This is a genomic window from Terriglobales bacterium (genome assembly GCA_035567895.1).
Classification (GTDB): Bacteria; Acidobacteriota; Terriglobia; order Terriglobales; family Acidobacteriaceae; genus Gp1-AA112.
Genome location: DATMPC010000085.1, coordinates 167,368 through 186,359, shown reverse-complemented (window position 1 = coordinate 186,359; position 18,992 = coordinate 167,368). Strand labels below are relative to the sequence as shown.

General features: G+C 54.1%; 12 protein-coding genes. 5 read left to right on the top strand and 7 right to left on the bottom strand.

Going from position 1 to position 18,992, the window contains the following annotated elements; translation table 11 throughout:
- Positions 1 to 138: 138 nt before the first annotated feature.
- A complete protein-coding gene (locus VNX88_17890) occupies positions 139 to 1,860 on the bottom strand; it encodes a CRTAC1 family protein (protein ID HWY70543.1) in 1,722 nt (573 codons plus the stop codon).
- A gap of 60 nt (positions 1,861 to 1,920) precedes the next feature.
- On the opposite strand from VNX88_17890, the gene VNX88_17885 reads away from it, so the two are divergent.
- Entirely contained in the window at positions 1,921 to 3,678 is a 1,758-nt protein-coding gene (locus tag VNX88_17885) for a CRTAC1 family protein (protein ID HWY70542.1), read from the top strand.
- A 14-nt stretch (positions 3,679 to 3,692) separates the two neighbouring features.
- Here the strand turns inward: VNX88_17885 and VNX88_17880 are convergent, their stop codons facing one another.
- From VNX88_17880 to VNX88_17870, 3 genes are all read right to left on the bottom strand, one after another.
- On the bottom strand, positions 3,693 to 5,087 hold the full coding sequence (locus VNX88_17880; GenBank protein ID HWY70541.1) for a tetratricopeptide repeat protein: 1,395 nt from the start codon (positions 5,085 to 5,087) through the stop codon (positions 3,693 to 3,695).
- Complete coding sequence (locus VNX88_17875; protein HWY70540.1) at positions 5,068 to 7,290, bottom strand: tetratricopeptide repeat protein; 2,223 nt, start codon at positions 7,288 to 7,290, stop codon at positions 5,068 to 5,070. The genes VNX88_17880 and VNX88_17875 overlap by 20 nt, the downstream gene beginning before the upstream one ends.
- Positions 7,291 to 7,445: 155 nt before the next feature.
- The gene (locus tag VNX88_17870) at positions 7,446 to 10,967 is read right to left on the bottom strand and encodes a carboxypeptidase regulatory-like domain-containing protein (GenBank protein HWY70539.1); all 3,522 of its coding nucleotides are present in this window, start codon (positions 10,965 to 10,967) and stop codon (positions 7,446 to 7,448) included.
- A gap of 242 nt (positions 10,968 to 11,209) precedes the next feature.
- Between VNX88_17870 and VNX88_17865 the strand changes: the two genes are divergently transcribed.
- The 4 genes from VNX88_17865 (at position 11,210) to hpnJ (ending at position 16,230) form a co-directional block, all read left to right on the top strand.
- Positions 11,210 to 12,325 (top strand): LacI family DNA-binding transcriptional regulator, encoded by a 1,116-nt coding sequence (locus tag VNX88_17865; protein HWY70538.1) that lies wholly within the window; start codon positions 11,210 to 11,212, stop codon positions 12,323 to 12,325.
- A 289-nt stretch (positions 12,326 to 12,614) separates the two neighbouring features.
- The gene (locus VNX88_17860) at positions 12,615 to 13,178 is read left to right on the top strand and encodes a hypothetical protein (protein HWY70537.1); all 564 of its coding nucleotides are present in this window, start codon (positions 12,615 to 12,617) and stop codon (positions 13,176 to 13,178) included.
- 97 nt (positions 13,179 to 13,275) lie between these two features.
- Positions 13,276 to 14,559, top strand: a complete 1,284-nt coding sequence (locus tag VNX88_17855; protein ID HWY70536.1) for a TolC family protein — start codon at positions 13,276 to 13,278, stop codon at positions 14,557 to 14,559.
- Positions 14,560 to 14,721: 162 nt separating this feature from the next.
- The gene (gene hpnJ, locus VNX88_17850) at positions 14,722 to 16,230 is read left to right on the top strand and encodes a hopanoid biosynthesis associated radical SAM protein HpnJ (protein ID HWY70535.1); all 1,509 of its coding nucleotides are present in this window, start codon (positions 14,722 to 14,724) and stop codon (positions 16,228 to 16,230) included.
- 136 nt (positions 16,231 to 16,366) lie between these two features.
- Here hpnJ and VNX88_17845 read toward each other — a convergent pair whose 3' ends face one another.
- From VNX88_17845 to VNX88_17835, 3 genes are all read right to left on the bottom strand, one after another.
- On the bottom strand, positions 16,367 to 17,497 hold the full coding sequence (locus tag VNX88_17845) for an ATP-dependent DNA ligase (GenBank protein HWY70534.1): 1,131 nt from the start codon (positions 17,495 to 17,497) through the stop codon (positions 16,367 to 16,369).
- A 324-nt stretch (positions 17,498 to 17,821) separates the two neighbouring features.
- On the bottom strand, positions 17,822 to 18,124 hold the full coding sequence (locus VNX88_17840) for a GtrA family protein (protein ID HWY70533.1): 303 nt from the start codon (positions 18,122 to 18,124) through the stop codon (positions 17,822 to 17,824).
- Positions 18,125 to 18,256: 132 nt separating this feature from the next.
- A complete protein-coding gene (locus VNX88_17835; GenBank protein HWY70532.1) occupies positions 18,257 to 18,961 on the bottom strand; it encodes a CDP-alcohol phosphatidyltransferase family protein in 705 nt (234 codons plus the stop codon).
- Positions 18,962 to 18,992 lie beyond the last annotated feature (31 nt).

Below are 18,992 nucleotides of genomic sequence, written 5' to 3'. Positions count from 1 at the left end.
AGTATGCGTCGGCTGATGCGTTGGAGATTGAGCGGCTACTCACGGACGATGTTTGTATTGGTGAAAACCCCACTCTCCTTGACCAGCACTTGGCACGCATCAAGCAAGCCATCTATGACCGAGGAAACGACCCCCGCCCTACGGCGCGCGCTTGATAGTAGTTGGACGCACCTGTTGGGGATCGACGAGTCCTTTGCCTTCGAGAATGGCATAGAACTTATCCGGCGCAAGATTCCTCAAGGTATCAATCGTTCCCGACGGCCAGCGAATTTCGACTGAATCAATTTTCGTCGCCGAACCAAGACCGAAATGGATTCTCAGATCATTTTGCGAGAGATAGCTTCCGCCGCTACGCACCTCGTCGATCTGCGTCAGACTACCGGCAATAATCCTGATCCTTGCTCCGAGCGCGGCTCGGTTACTCTTGTTCCCCGAAAGTTGGAAGGTGATCCAATGATTCCCGGAGCTTCCTTCGTTATGCAGAACCATTGGCTTGCCATCGATGTTCTCGACCACCACGTCAATTCTTCCGTCGTTGTCCAGATCGCCAAACGCAGCCCCTCGGCTGGTCTCTGCGCGGGTTACCGCGCTGCCCACGAGACTGCTCACGTCGCGAAATGTGCCGTCACCTTGATTCAAAAAGACGAGCTTGCGTTCTTTGTACTTGGCTCCAGCGGCTAATGCGTCTACTTGGGGATAGACATGACCGTTTACGACAAACAAGTCCGGCCACCCGTCGTTGTCGAAGTCAATGCAGCCAGTACCCCATCCCAGATAAGGAACTGTTGCGGCGCCGATACCCGATGCATATGAGGCCTCTGTAAACGTCATTGCACCATCGTTCCGATACAGAGTGTTGCTTTGATCCTCGAAATCAGTGACGTAAATCGAAAATCGGCCACTGTGATTGAAGTCACACGCAGCAACTCCCATTCCTGCCATCTCGCCGCCATCACGGCTCACTGCTGTTCCGGAGATGAAGCTGACATCAGTGAAATGCCCATTGCCATCGTTACGATAGAGATAATTGGGCGTTGAATCGTCGGCAATGAATAGATCGGGACGTCCGTCATCGTTAAAATCACTCCAAAGCACGCCGAGGCCATAGTAGCCGCTCGCATCATCTACGCCAGCAGACTTTGACACGTCCGTAAACGTCCCATCGCCATTGTTGTGATAGAGGCTGTCGCCGACTCCTTTCATCCCTCTGGGGCCACACTGAACCGGAATACCGCGGTAATGGCACGTAGCGCCAACACCAAATTTCGGCAGATTCTTGAAATCGAACTCGACGTAGCGTGAGACCATCAGATCCGCGAAGCCATCGCCGTCATAATCAGCGAACGCTGCCCCGGTGCTCCATCGTCGATCGGTAAGATGGGCTTGTCGAGTCACATCCGTAAATGTTCCGTTCCCATTGTTGCGATACAGAACCAGTCCTTCTTCGCACGTAATAAGGATGTCCGGCCAGCCATCATTGTTATAGTCGGCCACGGCTCCTCCCATCGCCCAACACGGATAGCCGACTCCCGCCTGTTCGGTAACGTCGGTAAATGTGCCATCGCGATTATTGTGATAGAGAGCGTTCCGCGCCTTTTCGCCACGGAGGGCTCCTTCAACCGTCGGAGAATTTGTGAAGTAAATGTCGAGCCATCCGTCCTGGTCATAGTCGAGTAACAGAACTCCGCCGCTCATCGACTCGATCAAGTATTTTTTTTCTGGCGAGACAACGTGTTCGAATTGAATCTTCGCGGCTGAAGTAACATCAACTAATTGAAAACCAGGAGGCCTTTGTGAGCTGTTGCGTACCGTTTGCGCTGTCAACCCATCGGGCACGCCGACCAGTAGCAGCGCCAACAAGGAACCTGAGAAATTGAGCCTGTAAACCCTAACCAAATACCTATAAAATGCGTAAATCTCATGGACAAAATCTGTTCTTTTGGTCTGGGCGTTCTGCTGTCTCTTGCCTGCGCCGCTCAAGTTCGTGTTACTCCGCCTCCGACGCCAAGATTTGAAGACATAACGAAACAGGCTGGCCTGACCGTACCTCATCTCTCGTCTCCAGAAAAGCGGTACATCTTGGAGTCAATGAGCGGTGGCGTGGGATTCATCGATTGCGATAATGATGGAAAATTAGACATCATCAGCGTAAATGGATCGTCAGTAGATCGCTATAGAAAAGGTGGCGATCCCATGATTACCCTCTATCACCAAGAATCCGATCTCAAATTCAAGGACATTACTGTTCAGGCGGGTCTCACCCATAAAGGTTGGGGCATGGGAGTCGCTGTGGCGGATTTCGACAACGACGGCTGGCAGGACATTTACATCACAGGGTACGGTGGCAATGCTCTGTATCGCAACCTGGGCAACTGCAAATTTGTGGATGTCACTGATAAAGCTGGCGTCGGCGTGGGCGGATTTAGCACTGGAGCGTCGTGGGCGGATTTCGACCGAGACGGTTTTGTCGATCTTTTTGTCCCCCGGTATGTGTTCATCGACATAAATAAACTTCCGGAGTTTGGCAGCAACGACAAGACCTGCCGATTTCGCGGAGTCCAGGTCCAGTGCGGCCCATGGGGCTTGCCAGGTGAATCCGATTTCCTGTTCCGGAATCGTGGAGACGGTACATTCGAAGACGTCTCGAAGAAGGCTGGAGTAGACGATCCCAATCACTACTTCGGGATGCAAGGAGTCTGGGCGGACTATGACAACGATGGTTGGCCCGATCTCTATGTAGCTAATGACGCCGGACCAAACTACCTGTATCACAACCGGCATGACGGCACATTTGAGGAAATGGGATTAATCACGGGCGCGGCTCTAAGCGGAGACGGTCAGGAGCAGGGTTCGATGGGTGTCGACTTTGGCGACATCGACCACGACGGAAAGCTCGACATCTTTGTGACGAACTTCACGGAGGAGCCAGACACCCTTTATCGCAATCTTGGCACCCAAGGCTTCGCAGACATTAGCTGGAATGCCGGTGTAGCGCAGCCAACGTATCCATATGTAGGTTGGGGAACCGCATTTTTCGATATGGACAACGACGGGTGGGACGATATCTTCGTGGCTAACGGTCACGTCTATCCACAAATGGATCAAGTCAAGGGAGGCGTTCCCTACCGTCAACCTCTGCAGCTATTTCGCAACAAGCGAGACAAGAGTTTTCAGGACGTGACTGCTCTCTCGGGTCTGGATAAGCTGTCACCGCAATCGCGTCGTGGCGCTGCCTTTGGCGACATAAATAACGATGGCAAGGTGGATGTTCTGCTTATGAATGTTGGCGAACCGCCAACCTTGCTGCTTAACCGGACCGAGAGTTCCAATCACGCAGTGCTCTTTAAATTGGTGGGAACTAAGAGCAACAAAGCCGCGATTGGAGCCAGAGTAAGCGTGACTGCAGGTGATCTCACGCAATTCAAAGAAGTACGAGCAGGTGCCAGCTATCTCTCCCAAAATGACCTGCGACTGCACTTTGGACTGGGATCACAAACGAGCATGAATAGCATCGAGATAGCATGGCCAAGCAGCAACAAGGAGAAGTTCAGCGATTTGCCCGCCGACATGATTTACACGATCGTGGAAGGCACAGGAATCGCTGACAGAACTCCGCTCGCGGGACAGGCCGTCGGCATTTCGCCTTCAGCGGCTAGGAAAACTGCCTCCATAAAATAAGCTGGGGCGTTTTTCTACATCGGCTTCGACTGATCTCTTGGTGTCAGCTCGTTATCTCGAGCCTGTTTAAGCTGGCGAAAGCGCGTCATATGCTGCTGTGCCTCCTGTTGCTTTCCCATTCTGGTAAACAGGAGTGAGAGTTGATACTCCGTCTCCGGTTCGGATGCATCAGCCTTCTGGGAGCGTCGTAACGCGGCCTCGGCTTTTTCAAACTGGCCTTCTTCAAGGTAAAGGGTTCCAATTCCCAACAGTGCCTTGGGATTCTCCGGCTGCTTTTGCAGTACGGTTTCGAAGTGTTGAATGCCCTCAGAAGTTTTGCCTTCCTTGCGAGACAGCATTCCTAATTCGTAATGGGCTTCAAGCAAGTGGGGATCAAGCTCTAAACAATGCTCAAGCCACTTGCGCGCATCAACATACTTTCCCTCAGCGAGGTACGCGATCCCTAAACCAAGCGCCGCCTTGCTGTCCTGCGGACGTCTTGCTGTGTAATCCTCGAGCAGCTGGGCGGCTGAATCGTATTTCTTTCCCTGCAGCATTACCGCGGCGATTAAATACTTGTCGTCCAGTCCCGTGCTCTTCTCTTGAAGCTCATTCGCAAATTGCAAAGCCAGACGACCCTGCCTCGCTTCCATATCCTCGACGATCAAGCTTCGGAGGACTGGCAAGGAATCGGGATCGATCGAGTGCGCCCGCTGCAACGCAGCCAAGGACTGTTCACGTTTATTCTGGGCAGTGTAGACTTGCGATAGCGCCAGCAGCGTTGGGACCGAATTGGGATTGCGGGAGAGTGCACGATTCAGGGTGCCAAGGATCTGCGTCTGGGCGATTAGAGCTGCTGCCTCTGAGCCGTGGCCCAAAGCTGTAAGACAGGAAGCCTTCGGCGGAATGACTTCGGAGGGAAGCTCCGCTGCGGGAATCGCCCCGATTAGTGACAGTGCTTCGCTGCACTTGCGCTGCCCCATGTAGAGACGGGCTAGTTCCATCTTGACATGAGCATCCTGTGGAACGAGAACCAGGGCTTCCAGGTATTGATCAGCTGCTTCGGCATCTTTGTCCTCGAGGACGAGAACACTCGCCAAATGCTTGCTGGCCTCAATCGACTTTGGATTGAGCTGAATGGAGCGACGAAAAAGTGCTTCTGCTTCGGCATATCGCTTCTGCTTCTCCCTGATAGTTCCAAGAAGTGTCAGAGCCGATTCTTCGTTGGGATTCGAGGAGAGAGCGTCCCAAACGATCTTTTCCGCCGCACTGGTGTCTCCACGTTTTAGTTCCGCACGTGCCGTTGAAAGCGGCGAGTTTGCCTCAAGAGTTTTCTTTTGAGGATCGGCGCCCAAGTACATCGCCGACAAAAACACAACCAACGCGGCTAGAAATAGTCGTCCACCAACGTTAGTTCGATTCCGGAACATCTCGGCCACGGTTGCGGTTCTTGAGAGTCTGGTAGAGCTTTAATTCGCGCTGTGCGTCGTCATTTCGCGAGTCGCGACGGTACGCCATTGCGAGTTGATAGTGAATATAGTCGCTGTCGGGAGTTAATTTGGTTCCGGCTTCAAGATTCGAGATTGCCTCTTTGACATCTCCCTTCTCCAGCAGCAACTTTCCTAATTCGTAGTATGCATCCGCGTATTTCGGATCCTGCTCGATCACCTGCCGCAAGAGCGTGAAAGCTTCAGTCTTCTCCTGCCGTTGGATCAATGCATACGCCAAGTGGTACTTGCTGGCGACGTCAGTCGGATTGAGCTTCAGCGCCGCGCGCAATTCCCGTTCTGCTTCGGCGCTCTCGCCTTGATGGATCAACACGAGCCCAGCAAGAAAGTGTGGACGCGCCTGGTTGGCATCGATCGCCAGCGACTTGCGGTATTCCTCCAGCGCCGCACTGTATTCCTTTTGTTCTGAAAACGCCTCACCAAGGAAAGTGTGGATGTCGGCGTTGTTTGGATTCTTGCTGCTTAGATCTTTGAGACGCCGAACGCCTTCCGTATAGTCACCTGTCTTGACTAGGGACGTGGCATACGCGTATCCCAATCCGGGATCGTTGTCGACTTCCTCTGGAATCGCATTCAGGGTCGCTGTGGCTTTGCGGAAATCCTGGACCATGAAAGCGCTGAGCCCAAGCGCGGCTCTGGCGCGAACGTCCCCAGGTTGTTTCTTGAGACTTCGCTCCAAGGGCGCGATCGCCTGATCGTACTGAGTGGCGTAAAAGGCAGCCATGCCTATGTTGCGATCTAGTGTGTCGAGCAGCGGATTCCAGTCAGCGGCTTTGCGAAAATATTCCAAAGCAAGCGGAAACGACTTTTGACTCGCGGAAATTACTCCGAGATTGTTATACGAATCCGCAACCGCCAGTCGTATTTCATTGATGTAATCATCAGCCTGTTTGCGTGCCTCAGGCGTGACGACGATCGTTTCGAGAGTGGTAACCTCGTTTTTCTCGGACAGGTTTGCGAGTTCAGGAAGTTTTTGATTTTGCGTTTCGTGCGGACGCATTGCGCGATCGCGCAGCTCCTTCGAGATGGCCAGCTCCTTCGCCCCTTCATCCTTGCGCCCGCTTCGCAACTGTATCCGGCCAAGCAGATAATGCGCACGATTAATCTGGTATTCGTTTCGAGAGAGATCGGTTGTGACGGCAATTGCTTTGCGCAAAACTGCTTCGGCCTCTGAATCGCGCTCCTTGTCTGTGTATAGCTGCCCGAGCGAGATGAGAGGGTCGGGATTCTGCGGATCAATCTCCGTGGCCCGCAGAAGCTCTTTTTCCGCTTCTGCGAATCGTTGCTGCCGGAGTGCGATGTATCCGAGCAAATAGTGAGTCCGCTCGTCATTCGGACTTAGCTTTGCTTCAGCCTCGAGCTCCGGTACCGCTGTCTTGAATCCGGACTCACCATCTCGTCCTAGATAGGCGAGCGCCAAAAAATAATGAGCCTGGGGCAGCTTCGCATTTTTTGCGATCGCCTTCTTGAACTCATCGATGGAGTAGTTGAGAGCCTCCCATTCGCCGTTGCCGTACGCGCGGCCGAGCCGCATGTGAATTTCCGCGCTGTCCCCCAGCCCGGAAACCATCTCCTCGAAGAGCATGCGGGCATGGGGAAGATCATTCAGCTTGATGTAGGTCAGCCCTAGAAGGTAGCCGACGTCGAAACTGGGTGCCGCCACAACGGCGACTTCCAGCTCCTTGCGAGCAGCGTCGTACTCCTGCTTGCTGAATAGAATCTGCCCAAGAACCACCCGAGCTGCTGTGTTCTTCGGATGTCGTGCAATTACTTGCTCCACTAAAGGCTGTGCGCCTGCGAAATCTTTCTGTTGGAGACGGAGAGAGGCATAATCGAGCTGGACACTGTCGTCCTCGGGAGCTAACCGCGCCGCTTCGTCAAAAAGACTAGTCGCCTGCTCGAATTGAGCAACATGCGCCTGCGCATTCGCGGCGCCACGCAGCGCGCTGGCCAGAAAACTCTTGTATTCCGCAGCGGCCTTCTCCTGATCACCAGCGAGCTGAAAGGTTCGGGCAGCGTCATAGTGCTGTCGAGGATCTACTTTGGTTTGCGCTTTCTGTGACTGTGCCTCGTTGCAGTTAGGAAGAAAACAGAGGAGCAGCGCGAGACGGAACCCTGAGGCCATGCAAAGCCTCGGTCTAATTCTGAAGATATCGCGCACTACGAGCGAAGATGACCGCATGTTTACTGCAGGATACTCGAAGATCAGTGCGATCGATTCGAGAAAACAAATATGGGGCTTGATGCTGGATCAAGCCCCATTTTCTTCTGAGGAGCAGCTCAGAAAATCAACTTCAACCCGTACTGAATTTCACGCGGACCCCTGTCCTTCGTCACCTGCCCGAAGGTTGGATTACGCGTATTAGCTGCATCCCACACTACCGTATTGATCGGCCTGTTGAAACACGCACTCGCGGGGTTCTTGATGCTGTTCAGATCGGTTGCACTTGTGCTTGTCGTCGTGCATCCGCGCACGCTGTTCGAGAGCGTCGCATTTATGTTCGCCGTATCCTGGTAGTTGCCCAGGAACTGAGCCTTATTGAAGAGGTTGAAGAACTCCATGCGGAACTGCATGTTGAACCGCTCGTTGAGCTTGAAGTTCTTGTAGACCGAGAAATCGGTGTTGGCGATTCCAGGCGATGAGCACTCGCCGACGGAGGCGTTGGCAGCGCCGGTTCCACCAAACGTACCTATCTGATATCCAACCATCGTCCATCGATTCGGATTCAACCATTGGAACTCGGGAGAACCCGAAGGAGCGCGACAAGGCTGGCCCGGTACCACCAAGGGACGAATGTTGTCCTGATTGGCACCTGCTCCACTTATACCGCCTGGAGCAGTATCGACAGCGCGGGCGTTGAATATCGACAATGACGAACCGCTGGTGTACTGCAGAATGGTCGCGAGTTCCCAGCCACCGAGAGTAGTCTTGACGAACGAATTGTAGTCGTTCAGTAGTGGAGCGTTGTAGACGATATTTGACGTAAATACATGCGGCCGATTGATCTGACTCGGCCCGTAGTTCAGGCGAGGATTGGCGGGATCCTGCAACAAGCTTGCCCGATTGTTGTTCCCGCTATTGGTTATGTCTGTATCACTAAGCGATTTGGACCAGGTGTAGGCAAACTGCGCGTCGACAGATTTCACTTTCGCGCGATAAAGGGCCTGGAGTGCATGGTAATTGGAATCGCCACCCCAGAATGCGTCAGTGATGAAGCCGAAATTCGACGCACCGAACTGCCTAACGCTGTTGCTGTTGTTGAGCGCATAGTTCAGACGTTGTGAAGCAGGCACAGGGTTCGCATCCGTGTACTGCAACATGTGAACTCCCCGATTGCCGACGTAGGCAAGTTCCATCTTGCTGCCGCGTGAGAACTGATGTTCAGCCGTCAAGTTCCATTGCCACGTGTTGGGCAGAATGTCGCTTGTGTCCTGCGCGAAGCCTGGAGACCCTGCAGATTTGAGCGCTCCGGGCGCCGGAGCCACATCCAAGAATCGGCCCGGGCCGTAATCTGCAGTCAGCGAAAATGGCGGGTTCGTTGCCATTTGCAGTGTATTGTTGAGACGTTCGCGCTGGAAGAACTGTCCGACGCCTGCGCGAATCGCAGTCTTTCCGGTACCCCAAGGATCCCATGCAAAGCCGAACCGAGGCGCAATCGCGTGGTTGTTATTGTCCTTCAGTGCACGGTTTACACCAGCAGCTCCGCCTTTGAATCCTGCAGCCTGGCAGAAATTAGTGCCGGGAGGCAGCAGTAGTCCGTTGCACGCATCGTTGCCCAAAGCTGGGTTAAAAGCACTTGGACTAAAAGTGGCGATCCTGTCTGGGCCGCTGTACGGCATACGCAGGAAGGACCAACGGAAGCCGTATTCCACGGTTAGGTTGGGACGCATTTTCCAGGTATCGCCAAAGTAGGGTTCGACATCGTGCCAGCGAATCTGCGAGAAGGGATTCGTCTGGCTCTCGCTGCCGCCCCACTGCACCTGATTCCACAGCATGTTGAAAGCGCCATTTCCTGTGTTATTGGTGGCTGCACCCCAGTAAAAGGCGTTTTCCTGGGATTCATTCATCACCATCTCGTTCTTCTGGTTGTTGCTTACGAGGAACCCGACTTTAAAGGTGTGATTTCTCCATACTTTAGAGAGGTCGTCCTTCGCGATATAGAGTTGCTCGTTGTTATGCCAAGGTCCCTGCATCCACAAGTTGCTGCCCGTGGCGCAGTCTGGACCGCAACCGCCCCAGAATCCCGGATAACCGATCTTGTTTCCGTTGAACTTCTGAGAGAGTGGATAGAACGTCGGCGAGGCTGCAATGATCTGGTCGTTCAACCCAGGATTGGTTCCAGATTGACTCACCGTGATGCGGTTGGCGGCATAGGAAACCTGGAAATCATTGACAGCGCTGTTTCCAAAGAGTTTCGTCAGTTTGACTGTAGCTTGATAGCCTGGCTGCTTCCAACCACCTTCGATCGATGGAAATTGATCGTCTCCCCAGAAGCCAAGCGTGCCGGGGAAAGGCTGCTCCCAGTGGTCCTGTGTAAACCGGCCAAACAGCATCCAGGTCTTACCGAGATTGTAGTCACCGCGAATATTCTCTTCTCTCCAGTAAATGGGCGCGGTTATTGACGTTGCCCAGTTTTGGCAGTTCACCGGATTGGCTTGGTTAGGGTCGGGGAACATCTTCAGATAGGTCTTGCCCGCATTGGAGAGTCCGCCTGTGGGCACCTGCGAGATGTTCGTGAATGTGGTCCCGCCGATTGCCGGAGCGGGGTCGCAGGGGTTCCCGTTATTGTCTTTGTCCGTGCGCCGATTGCTGAAATCCCCAGCTTTTTCCGCCGCCGTGGGGACATCACCTGTTCTTGCCTTGCCGCGAAGTTCGCGGTTCCACTCCTGTGACCAGAAGAAGAACAGTTTGTCCTTCTTGATGGGGCCACCAACGTTGTAGCCGAAGTCATTACGGCGCAGCTTGTCTTTGGGAATGTTATTCAGGCTATTGAACCAATCGGTCGCATTCAAGGCATCGTTTCGACCGAAGTAGTAGGCGGCACCGTGAAAATTGTTTGATCCGCCACGGGTCACAATGTTGACGACTGCGCCCATCGCCTGGCCGTATTCAGGACCATAGCTGTTGCGCAGCATCTTGAATTCCTGGATCGAATCAATCGACGGGTATACGAGGATCGTGCGGTTCGAGCCGATGTCGTTGTTGTTCACGCCGTCGACCATGAAGATGTTTCCCGTGGTGCTGTTTCCGTTCACCGAGAAATCGACGCCCGCTTCCAAGCCCTTGTGCTTGGAGTCGAAGTTGGCCTGAGGCGATACGCCCGGCATCAACTGGGTCAGCTGAACAAAGCTGCGTCCGTTCAACGGCAGCTCGCGGACTTGCGTTCCCTCAACCACGTTCCCGACTGCACCAGTGGATGTTTCCACCTGCACCGCGCTTGCTTCCACCGTCACCACTTCGGTGGTGCCGCCGGGCTGAAGCGTGAGGTTAAGGGTGGCGTTGCTGGAGACGTGCAACTCGACGTTCTTGGCAACTACTTCCTTGAAGTTCGGCGCACTCGCCGTCACGTCGTACACGCCGGCTGTGAGATCCGTGATTGTGAAGTCGCCCTGCCCAGTCGTAGTCGCAGTTCGCACCGCACCTGTGGCCACGTGGCGCGCCGTGACGGTAACGTTCGGCATCATCGCCCCGCTGGAATCTTTGACTGTTCCCAGAATTGTGCCGGTGTATTTTTGCGCGAATGCTAAGCAGCTCGCGAACAGGAGAGAGAACAACAACAGACCGCTGAGTTTGTGCTTCATTGCTTCCCCCATCGAAGATCGACGAATAGCTCTTACCTGCACTGACCTTGGTTTTTTATCCTTTGGGCCTGTGATTTTTTTAGGTTGTGATCTGACAAATCGATTTAGTAGAGCTTTATTGGACGGTAATTAAGCTGCATAACCGGATTTGTTGTCAAGAATTTTTTTTATTTCGCGAATTTTTGGGCAAGTAGCTGTACTCTGAGTTGCAACTTCCAGGAACGAAACTTCGTAAGAGTCTTATGGCTAAATCGAAAGACGGCGGGAAAACCCCTTCGAAAACAAACGGGAAGAGACCTGTTCGTATTCCCAGCCTTAAGGAGTTGGCGGAGCACCTAAATCTTTCTCCGGCAACGGTTTCGCTGGTGATGAACCGCACGAAGGCTGCATCTGCCATTCCGGAGGAAACGCAGCGTCGGATCTTTCAAGCGGCGAAGGAACTCAACTACCGCCCGAACTTCTATGCGCGTTCCTTGCGCATGCAGCGATCGTTCACCATTGGCATCCTCCACCCCGATCTTTCTGATTACGTTGCTCTTTTGACCAGCGGAATCGAGGACTATCTGATGGGGGAGGGTTATTTCTACTTCGCCGCTGGACACCGCAATAATCCCGAGCTTATCGAGGAGTATCCCCTCATCATGCTCGACCGTGCGGTCGAGGGCATCATCGCCATCGATACTCCGATCATGCACTCGCTTCCTTTACCGGTTGTCATCGTGGCCGGGCATCGCAACATCGAGGGCGTCACTAACGTAATCATTGACCACAGACGCGCAGCAGAGCTCGCGCTCGGCCACCTTATCCGCATGGGCCATCGCGAGATTGCTTTTATGAAGGGCCCCCGAGTGAGTTCTGACAGCGAAGTTCGGTGGCAGAGCATTTGCGAGGTCGCCAGGAGCCTCAACCTGGAAATGAAGCCGTCCTTGTGCGTGGAGATGGAATTCAGCACTCCGTTTCCCGATATGGGATACCCCGTCGTGCAGAAACTACTGGCCAGCGGTGAGCGTTTCACCGCATTGTTCGCGTTTAATGACGTTTCCGCCATCGGCGCGATTCGGGCGCTCCGCGACGCTGGACTGGAAGTTCCCGGGAGCGTAGCGGTCGTCGGCTTCGACGACATTCCGAGCGCCGCTTACAACACGCCGAGCTTGACAACCATTCGCCAGCCTCTGCGTCGCATGGGCGAGATCGCCGCCCGCACCCTGCTGGATCGTCTTCGCCGCAAAGGCGCTGCTCCCAAGGAAGTCGCGGTGGAGCCGGAGTTGGTCATTCGCGAATCCACCACCACGCGCTTGCGCCCGTCGGCGCCGTTGCAACAGGAAAGGATAGAGGCTTCTGCAGCCAGCAGCGACTGATGCTCCCATATCGGGACACTCACTAGCGTTGTTAGAAATATAGCTGGGCGAAAATCTTAGTAAATCGATTCACTAGCCAGCTTGGTTGAGATTATTCTTCGCTAAGACTATTGGCTTCTTGATAGTTGCCCCTTGAGTCTTCTCTTGTACGTCAGCATACCGAAGGTCATGACCCTTTGCGACTTTCCCCCGGAACTTCCTCCGATCTAAGGTGTTAGTGACTGGCAGAGGCTGGGCAGCAGATGCCGCCGGACGCTTCGGTAACAACAACCGGGCCGGGAGGAAAATTGTGAGACTGTTTCGCACCTTATTAGTAAGTGCCGCACTACTCAGCAGTTCGGCACTGACGTTTGGGCAGGACTATCACAGCTGGGGCTATCAGGATCGCGACGATCGCAGGATCTATCAACGAGGTTACGAAGAGGGCCGGTCGGACGCGCAAAATCGCCGACGCTTTAATCCTGATTCAAATCGCTATCGCGAATCGGATGATCGTCGAGCATACCGCCAGGGCTATGAAGCCGGTTATAACGCTGGACGGCACGGCAATGCTGGCTGGGGCCGGGATCATGATCGGGATAATGACCGAAATGAGCACAACGGTGGGTACGGCAATGGCGGCTACGGCAACGGTGGTTATGGCAACGGATCAAGTATCGCTCGACAGAACGGCTATCGAGATGGAGTGAACGACGGCCGTAAGGATCGCGCTACCGGGCACAGCTTCCGTCCCACTCAAGGCGACAATTACAAAGGCGCCCCGGGATACAGCTCCAGTATGGGAGATAGACAGCAATATAAGGATGCCTACCGTCAGTCCTACCAACAGGGTTATCAGCAAGGCTATCGATAGACTGATTTCTGCATTGCAACAAGGCCCGGCGCAATAGTGCCGGGCTTTTTGCTGTGTTCGCGAATCCGGTCCCAAGGACCAAGGTAGAATTTCTGCCATGTTCGCGAATATTCGTGTTTCTCTGCTCATCTGCGCTTCCCTGCTGTTCAACATCGCCTCCTTAGCGGAACCCGTTCCGTTCAAGCGCGCCATTGAGTTAGCGATCCACAACAGCACCACAACGACTGCCGCATCTGCCGATGTGAACCGTCTGCAAGCTCTCTATCTGGAGGCCCGTGACCAATACATACCGCAGGTGTACTTCGGTTCCGGACTCGCATACTCGTTCGGCTTCCCGCTTGGCGAACCCTCAATCTTCAAGGTCAGTTCCACAAGCCTCCTGCTCAACTTCGCGCAGCGCGAGTTCATCAAAGCCGCGCGCAGCGACATACGCGCCGCAACCGCCAATAAGGACGAGAAAAAAGGCCAGGTGATTCTTGAGACGGCGCTCTCTTATTCAGAACTCGACAAGAATCAGGCATCGATCAGCATCCTCCAACAACAGGAGCAAGCTGCCGTCAAATTCGAGAGTATCGAGCAACAACGAATCGATGCAGGAGTTGACCCGGCGATCGAACTCACGCGCGCGAAGTTGAACACCGCCCGCATTAGGCTCAAAATCGCACAACTCTTGGCCGGCGCCGATACACTTCGGCTGCGCTTATCACAACTTACTGGATTGCCGGCAAAGGAATTCGAGACCGTCACCGAATCGATTCCTCGCCTGCCCGAAGTCTCACAGGAAGACGACCTCGCTACACGCGCAATCGCTTTCAGTCCAACCGTGAAAGGTGCTCAAGAACTTGCTGCCGCAAAGCTGTTCCAGGCGCGCGGAGAGCATAAGCAACTTTATCCCGCCGTAGATCTCGTAGGACAATACGCGCTCTTTGCCAAGTACAACAACTACGACCAGTACTACAAGACGTTCAAACACAACAATGGGGCCCTCGGAGTGGAGATCCGCTTCCCGTTCTTGAATAAGGCCCAGAAGGACCACAGCGAAGCCCTGTACGCCGAAGCACACCGTGCACGCAAAGACGCAGATGCCGCGAAGGAACAGGTGTCGACGGAAACTCTCAAGCTGCAACGCACAGTCGCTCAGCTTAGCGCGGCGCGCGAAGTGGCCAAGCTGGAGTATCAACTTTCCCAAAACAATACCCAAGCAATGCAGGCCAAGGTCGATTCAGGACAGGCGACATTACGCGATCAGCAGCAGGTCCAGCTCGATGAAAACGACAAATACTCGGCTTTGCTCGACGCCACCTATGAGCTGGACAAAGCGCAGATGCAATTGTTGAAGCAGACCGGCGACCTGGAGAAATGGGCGCTATCAACACCTTGAGTCCCGGGGATGCGTGGCGACCTTTCAGTCCACAACCGCTGGTCAAATTAGCGACGGTCTAACTCCACAAAGTAGTAGCTTTGTCAATGAGTTACCACTCTCACATTTTCTTGTTTGGGACGATGAACGGGGTTCTCTGGATGTTATAGTTGACATGGAAGCATGCCATTAAAAACGTTGTTCCTGAACCCTCCCTCGTTCGAGAACTTTGACGGCGGCGCCAGTTCGCGTTGGCCGGCTACTCGAGAGATTGAATCGTATTGGTATCCGGTTTGGCTGGCTTATCCGGCGGGCATGCTAGAAGGCTCGCGTCTGCTGGACGCCCCACCGCACCACGTCTCCTCCGACGAAACTATCGAAATCGGCAAAGACTACGAGTTCCTTGTCCTGTTTACCAGCACTCCGGGATGGACAGGTGACCAGAAGCTCGCCGACGCCATGAAGACGGCGAATCCGAAGCTGAAGATCGCATTCGTCGGACCTCCGGTTACTACTTCGCCGGACAAGGCGTTGAACGAGTGTGATGCCATCGACTTCGTGTGTCGGAAAGAGTTCGATTACTCGGTAGTCGAGTTCGCACAAGGCAAGCCTCTCGATCAGATCCTTGGCATCTCGTATCGAAAGAACGGGCGCGTCGTGCACAATCCCGATCGCCCGCAGATTGAAGACCTCGATGCTCTGCCGGATGTGACCGATGTTTACAAGCGCGATTTAGACGTAACCCGCTACAACGTTCCGTTCTTGTTGTATCCATTCGTCTCGTTGTACACGACGCGTGGATGCCCGGCGCAGTGCACCTTCTGCTTGTGGCCACAAACCCTCAGCGGACACGCGTGGCGTAAGCGATCCACCGATGCCGTCGCGCGAGAAATGGCCAAAGCGAAAGAATACTGGCCAAACGTCAGGGAGTTCTTCTTTGACGACGATACGTTCAACATTCAGGGACCGCGCACAATCGAACTTTGCCAGAAGCTAAAGCCCCTGAATCTGACGTGGTCTTGCACCTCCCGCGTGACGACGAGCTACGACACGCTCAAAGCGATGCGCGATGCCGGCTGCCGTCTGCTGATCGTCGGCTTTGAATCGGGCGATGCGCAGATCTTGAAGAACATCAAGAAAGGTGCAACCGTTGAACGCGCCCGCGACTTCACGCGCGATTGCCACAAGTTGGGACTTGTAATCCACGCGGATTTCATTTTGGGATTGCCCGGAGAAACCAAAGAGACAATCCGCAACACCATCAACTTCGCCAAATCGCTGGATTGCGAAACGATTCAGGTTTCAGTTGCACACGCTTATCCCGGAACGGAATTCCACGATTTCGCGGAGAAACACGGATTCATCGTCAACAGTCAGTCGATGGTGGACTCCGGCGGACACCAGATGGCGCACATCGAGTATCCCGGTTTGCCGCGCGATTACGTGATGGAGATGGTCCATCGCTTTTACGACGAGTACTACTTCCGTCCGAAGCAGGTCTATCGCATCGTACGAAAAGCGATCTTCAATAACACTGACCGCAAACGCCTATATAAAGAAGCCAAATCGTTCCTGAAGTTACGCGCCGCCCGCAACAAGTACGTGGAAGAGACGCGAAAGAATCCGCAACCAGTACCGATACCAGCGGCACCGCAGGTACAAGAAGAGGTCGTCGAAGTCGGGTCGGAATGACGGCCCGGCGATATCTGGTTCTGCTGGCGATTGTGTTATCCGCCGCAATAGGCGACGTACTTCTCTCAGTTGGAATGAGGCAAATCGGAGCCATCTCTGCTAAGAGATGGCTCGATCTGCTTTTTGCGATTCGATGTCACGCCACCAGGAGTTTTTCTAAGTCTCCCGCAGTACCCGGAATCACCTGTTCGTAAGTGCACTGCTCCGGCGATTTATCCGGACGCCATCTGAGAAACTTGCATCCGTGACGGAAGCGTCCGCCGGAGAAATGATCGTATTGCACTTCACATACCAGCTTGTTCTGAAGCGGAACCCACTCGGTGGAGCGCTCGGTCGCCCATCGGCTGGGTCCGCCGGGAGCGTTGCCGCTGAATCCTTCCTGCTTCTCTTGAGTGATGTAAGGCTCGAGTGTCTTCACCAACTTCACACGCTCTTCAGCCTTGAAGCTTGAAGTGAAGCCGACGTGATTGAGTCTTCCCTGCTCGTCGTGGAGTCCCAGCAGCATTGAGCCGATCACTTCGCCTTTGCTCGCATAACGGAATCCACCGACGACACAATCCGCCGTGCGCAAGCGTTTCACTTTCACCATGCCGCTGCGTTCTCCGGAGAGATAGGTCTCTTCCAGTTTCTTTGCGACCACGCCATCGAATCCAACGGTTGCAAGATTGCCCATCCAACGCTGGGCTACCTGCAAATCACGAGTTGAGGGCGAAAGTCGCACAGTGGGATTCTTCCCAACCTGATCAAAGAATTCTTTCAGGCCTGTTTTGCGACGCTCAAGCGTCTCGTCAGTCAGCAGTTTGCCGTCGGCATTGACCAGCACGTCGAAGCTTAAGAACGTCACCGGCGTCTCCGTGGCCAGTCTCCGAATGCGGCTCTCTGCTGGGTGAATGCGCTGCAGCAGCGCGTTGAAATCCAGATGCCCTTCGCTGAGGATCACTATTTCGCCGTCAAGCACGAACTGTCTTTGCGGCAGCGCACGCAGCGCCTCGATCAACTCGGGGAAGTAACGACCAAGCGGTTGCCCAGCTTTGGACTGTAGCAAAACATCATCATTCTTGCGGAACGCAAGGCCACGAAACCCATCCCATTTCGGTTCATAGAGCCAATCGCCGGACTCAGGTAATTGAACGGCTGTGCGAGCCTCCATGGGCGGAAATGGCGGACGAATGGGAAGATCGATTGGCGGAAATACTTCTTGGAGTTGTTCAGCGGGAACGGCTCCGGAGAGATCCTCTGATTTGGAACTATTTCTTCCTCGGGCCATTGCCTGCCGATTGTACGCTGGGCTCGCCGCGCGTTGCGGCTTGCCCTTCTGCTGGTGATGCCTCCTTGACCCCCTTTGAGGCGCTTCGCTATGTCAGAAAAAAGCGTGGGACAAAGCTCGAAATTTGGGCCCTTTGTCCCACCTAGACTATCACTCGTAATCATCTGTATTTACAGATACTTATACTGGAAATTGTCACTGTCCCACTGTCCCAAAGCCCTAGGGTGTATGGGACAGTGGGACACGCACTTCCCGGGGCACAGCCGCCATCGCCTGCGACAGATTTGGCCATCGACTAGTGCAGGGCCAATGCCACACAAATTCTCATTGTGCGCGGCAGCCCTGCTGCCAGTCGTTGCGAAAGACGAAGCGGTCGCTAGCAAAGAAGTTCAGCAAAGAGCAAATCAGGACACTGGAAACGTTAGCTATGAGATAGGGCCAACCCATCCGCTCAACCAGCGTCCAAGTGAACCCAAGATTGCCAAGAATCGAGATAAGTCCATTGGCCACGTGGAAGCGCAACAAGCGTGACCATACGCTGTGGCGACACAGTGCGATCACATCGGCCCAAGTAACGTGCTCGTGCCAGACGAAGTTATGCAGAACCGCAGCCTCGACGGCAAGCACTTGTCGCGGCCAAATAGTTCATTGAGAGTCCTCGTTTTAGCGCGAGCAAGACTGTAAGCTGAACCGCAAATCCAAGTATTCCTACCGCGTTGAACACTCCCCAACGGCGCATTTGATGTTGTTTAGCGGCGCTCACTGCAGCCGCTCCGCGTCGTAAAGCACGCGCGTATGACGGATGAACGACAAAATTGCGATCGTAGTCATGCCGATCGAGCCCAGCACAGCGCCAAAATCCCACAGGCTCAAAGACAATCCAAAGGGATGCACCCCAGGATAAAAAAACACATACACGTTGCCGAGACACAGCAAAATGCGGAGTTCCGTAGGACCGAAGTAGAAGTAAGACATTTCAAACCGTGCCAGCGCGTAAGTTGCAAGAAAAATCTCCGCCGAAAGCAGCAGATACGCGACCAGCATCCACACTGCGATCAAAGGATTCATGTGTCCTGAAGCTCCCATTCCAGCGAGCAGTGCGGTTACGCTAAAGCAATCAATCACATGATCTACGTAGAATCCGTACCGCGGACGCTGCCGATGTCGGTATCGCGCCAGCGTGCCGTCGAGGCTGTCGCCGAACCAATTCACGGCAAGAAAAAAGCATGCCAGCAGCAATCCGTAGCGATTGAAGCGAGTTAGCGCGTACGAAGCGCCAGCTAGGAACATTCCAGCCGCGCCCAGGACGGTTAAATGGTCCGAATTGATCGACGCCGGCATTCGTTCCGCCAGCCATCGAAGTGCTTTCTTTTCAGCTTTTGTGATGAAACTCTGCTGGATTCGAGTCGCTTCGCGGAACTCCCCAACTCGCGATCCCGCAATTCCCAACTGTAATTCCGACATTTTCACGTCTCCACAGCGTACTTTTGGGGCA

Coding starts and splice junctions, on each gene's coding strand:
- VNX88_17885 (HWY70542.1), top strand. CDS start 1,921: ATGGACAAAATCTGTTCTTTTGGTCTGGGCGTTCTGCTGTCTCTTGCC.
- VNX88_17870 (HWY70539.1), bottom strand. CDS start 10,967: ATGAAGCACAAACTCAGCGGTCTGTTGTTGTTCTCTCTCCTGTTCGCG.
- VNX88_17875 (HWY70540.1), bottom strand. CDS start 7,290: ATGGCCTCAGGGTTCCGTCTCGCGCTGCTCCTCTGTTTTCTTCCTAAC.
- hpnJ (HWY70535.1), top strand. CDS start 14,722: ATGCCATTAAAAACGTTGTTCCTGAACCCTCCCTCGTTCGAGAACTTT.
- VNX88_17845 (HWY70534.1), bottom strand. CDS start 17,497: ATGGCCCGAGGAAGAAATAGTTCCAAATCAGAGGATCTCTCCGGAGCC.
- VNX88_17855 (HWY70536.1), top strand. CDS start 13,276: ATGTTCGCGAATATTCGTGTTTCTCTGCTCATCTGCGCTTCCCTGCTG.
- VNX88_17835 (HWY70532.1), bottom strand. CDS start 18,961: ATGTCGGAATTACAGTTGGGAATTGCGGGATCGCGAGTTGGGGAGTTC.
- VNX88_17865 (HWY70538.1), top strand. CDS start 11,210: ATGGCTAAATCGAAAGACGGCGGGAAAACCCCTTCGAAAACAAACGGG.
- VNX88_17880 (HWY70541.1), bottom strand. CDS start 5,087: ATGTTCCGGAATCGAACTAACGTTGGTGGACGACTATTTCTAGCCGCG.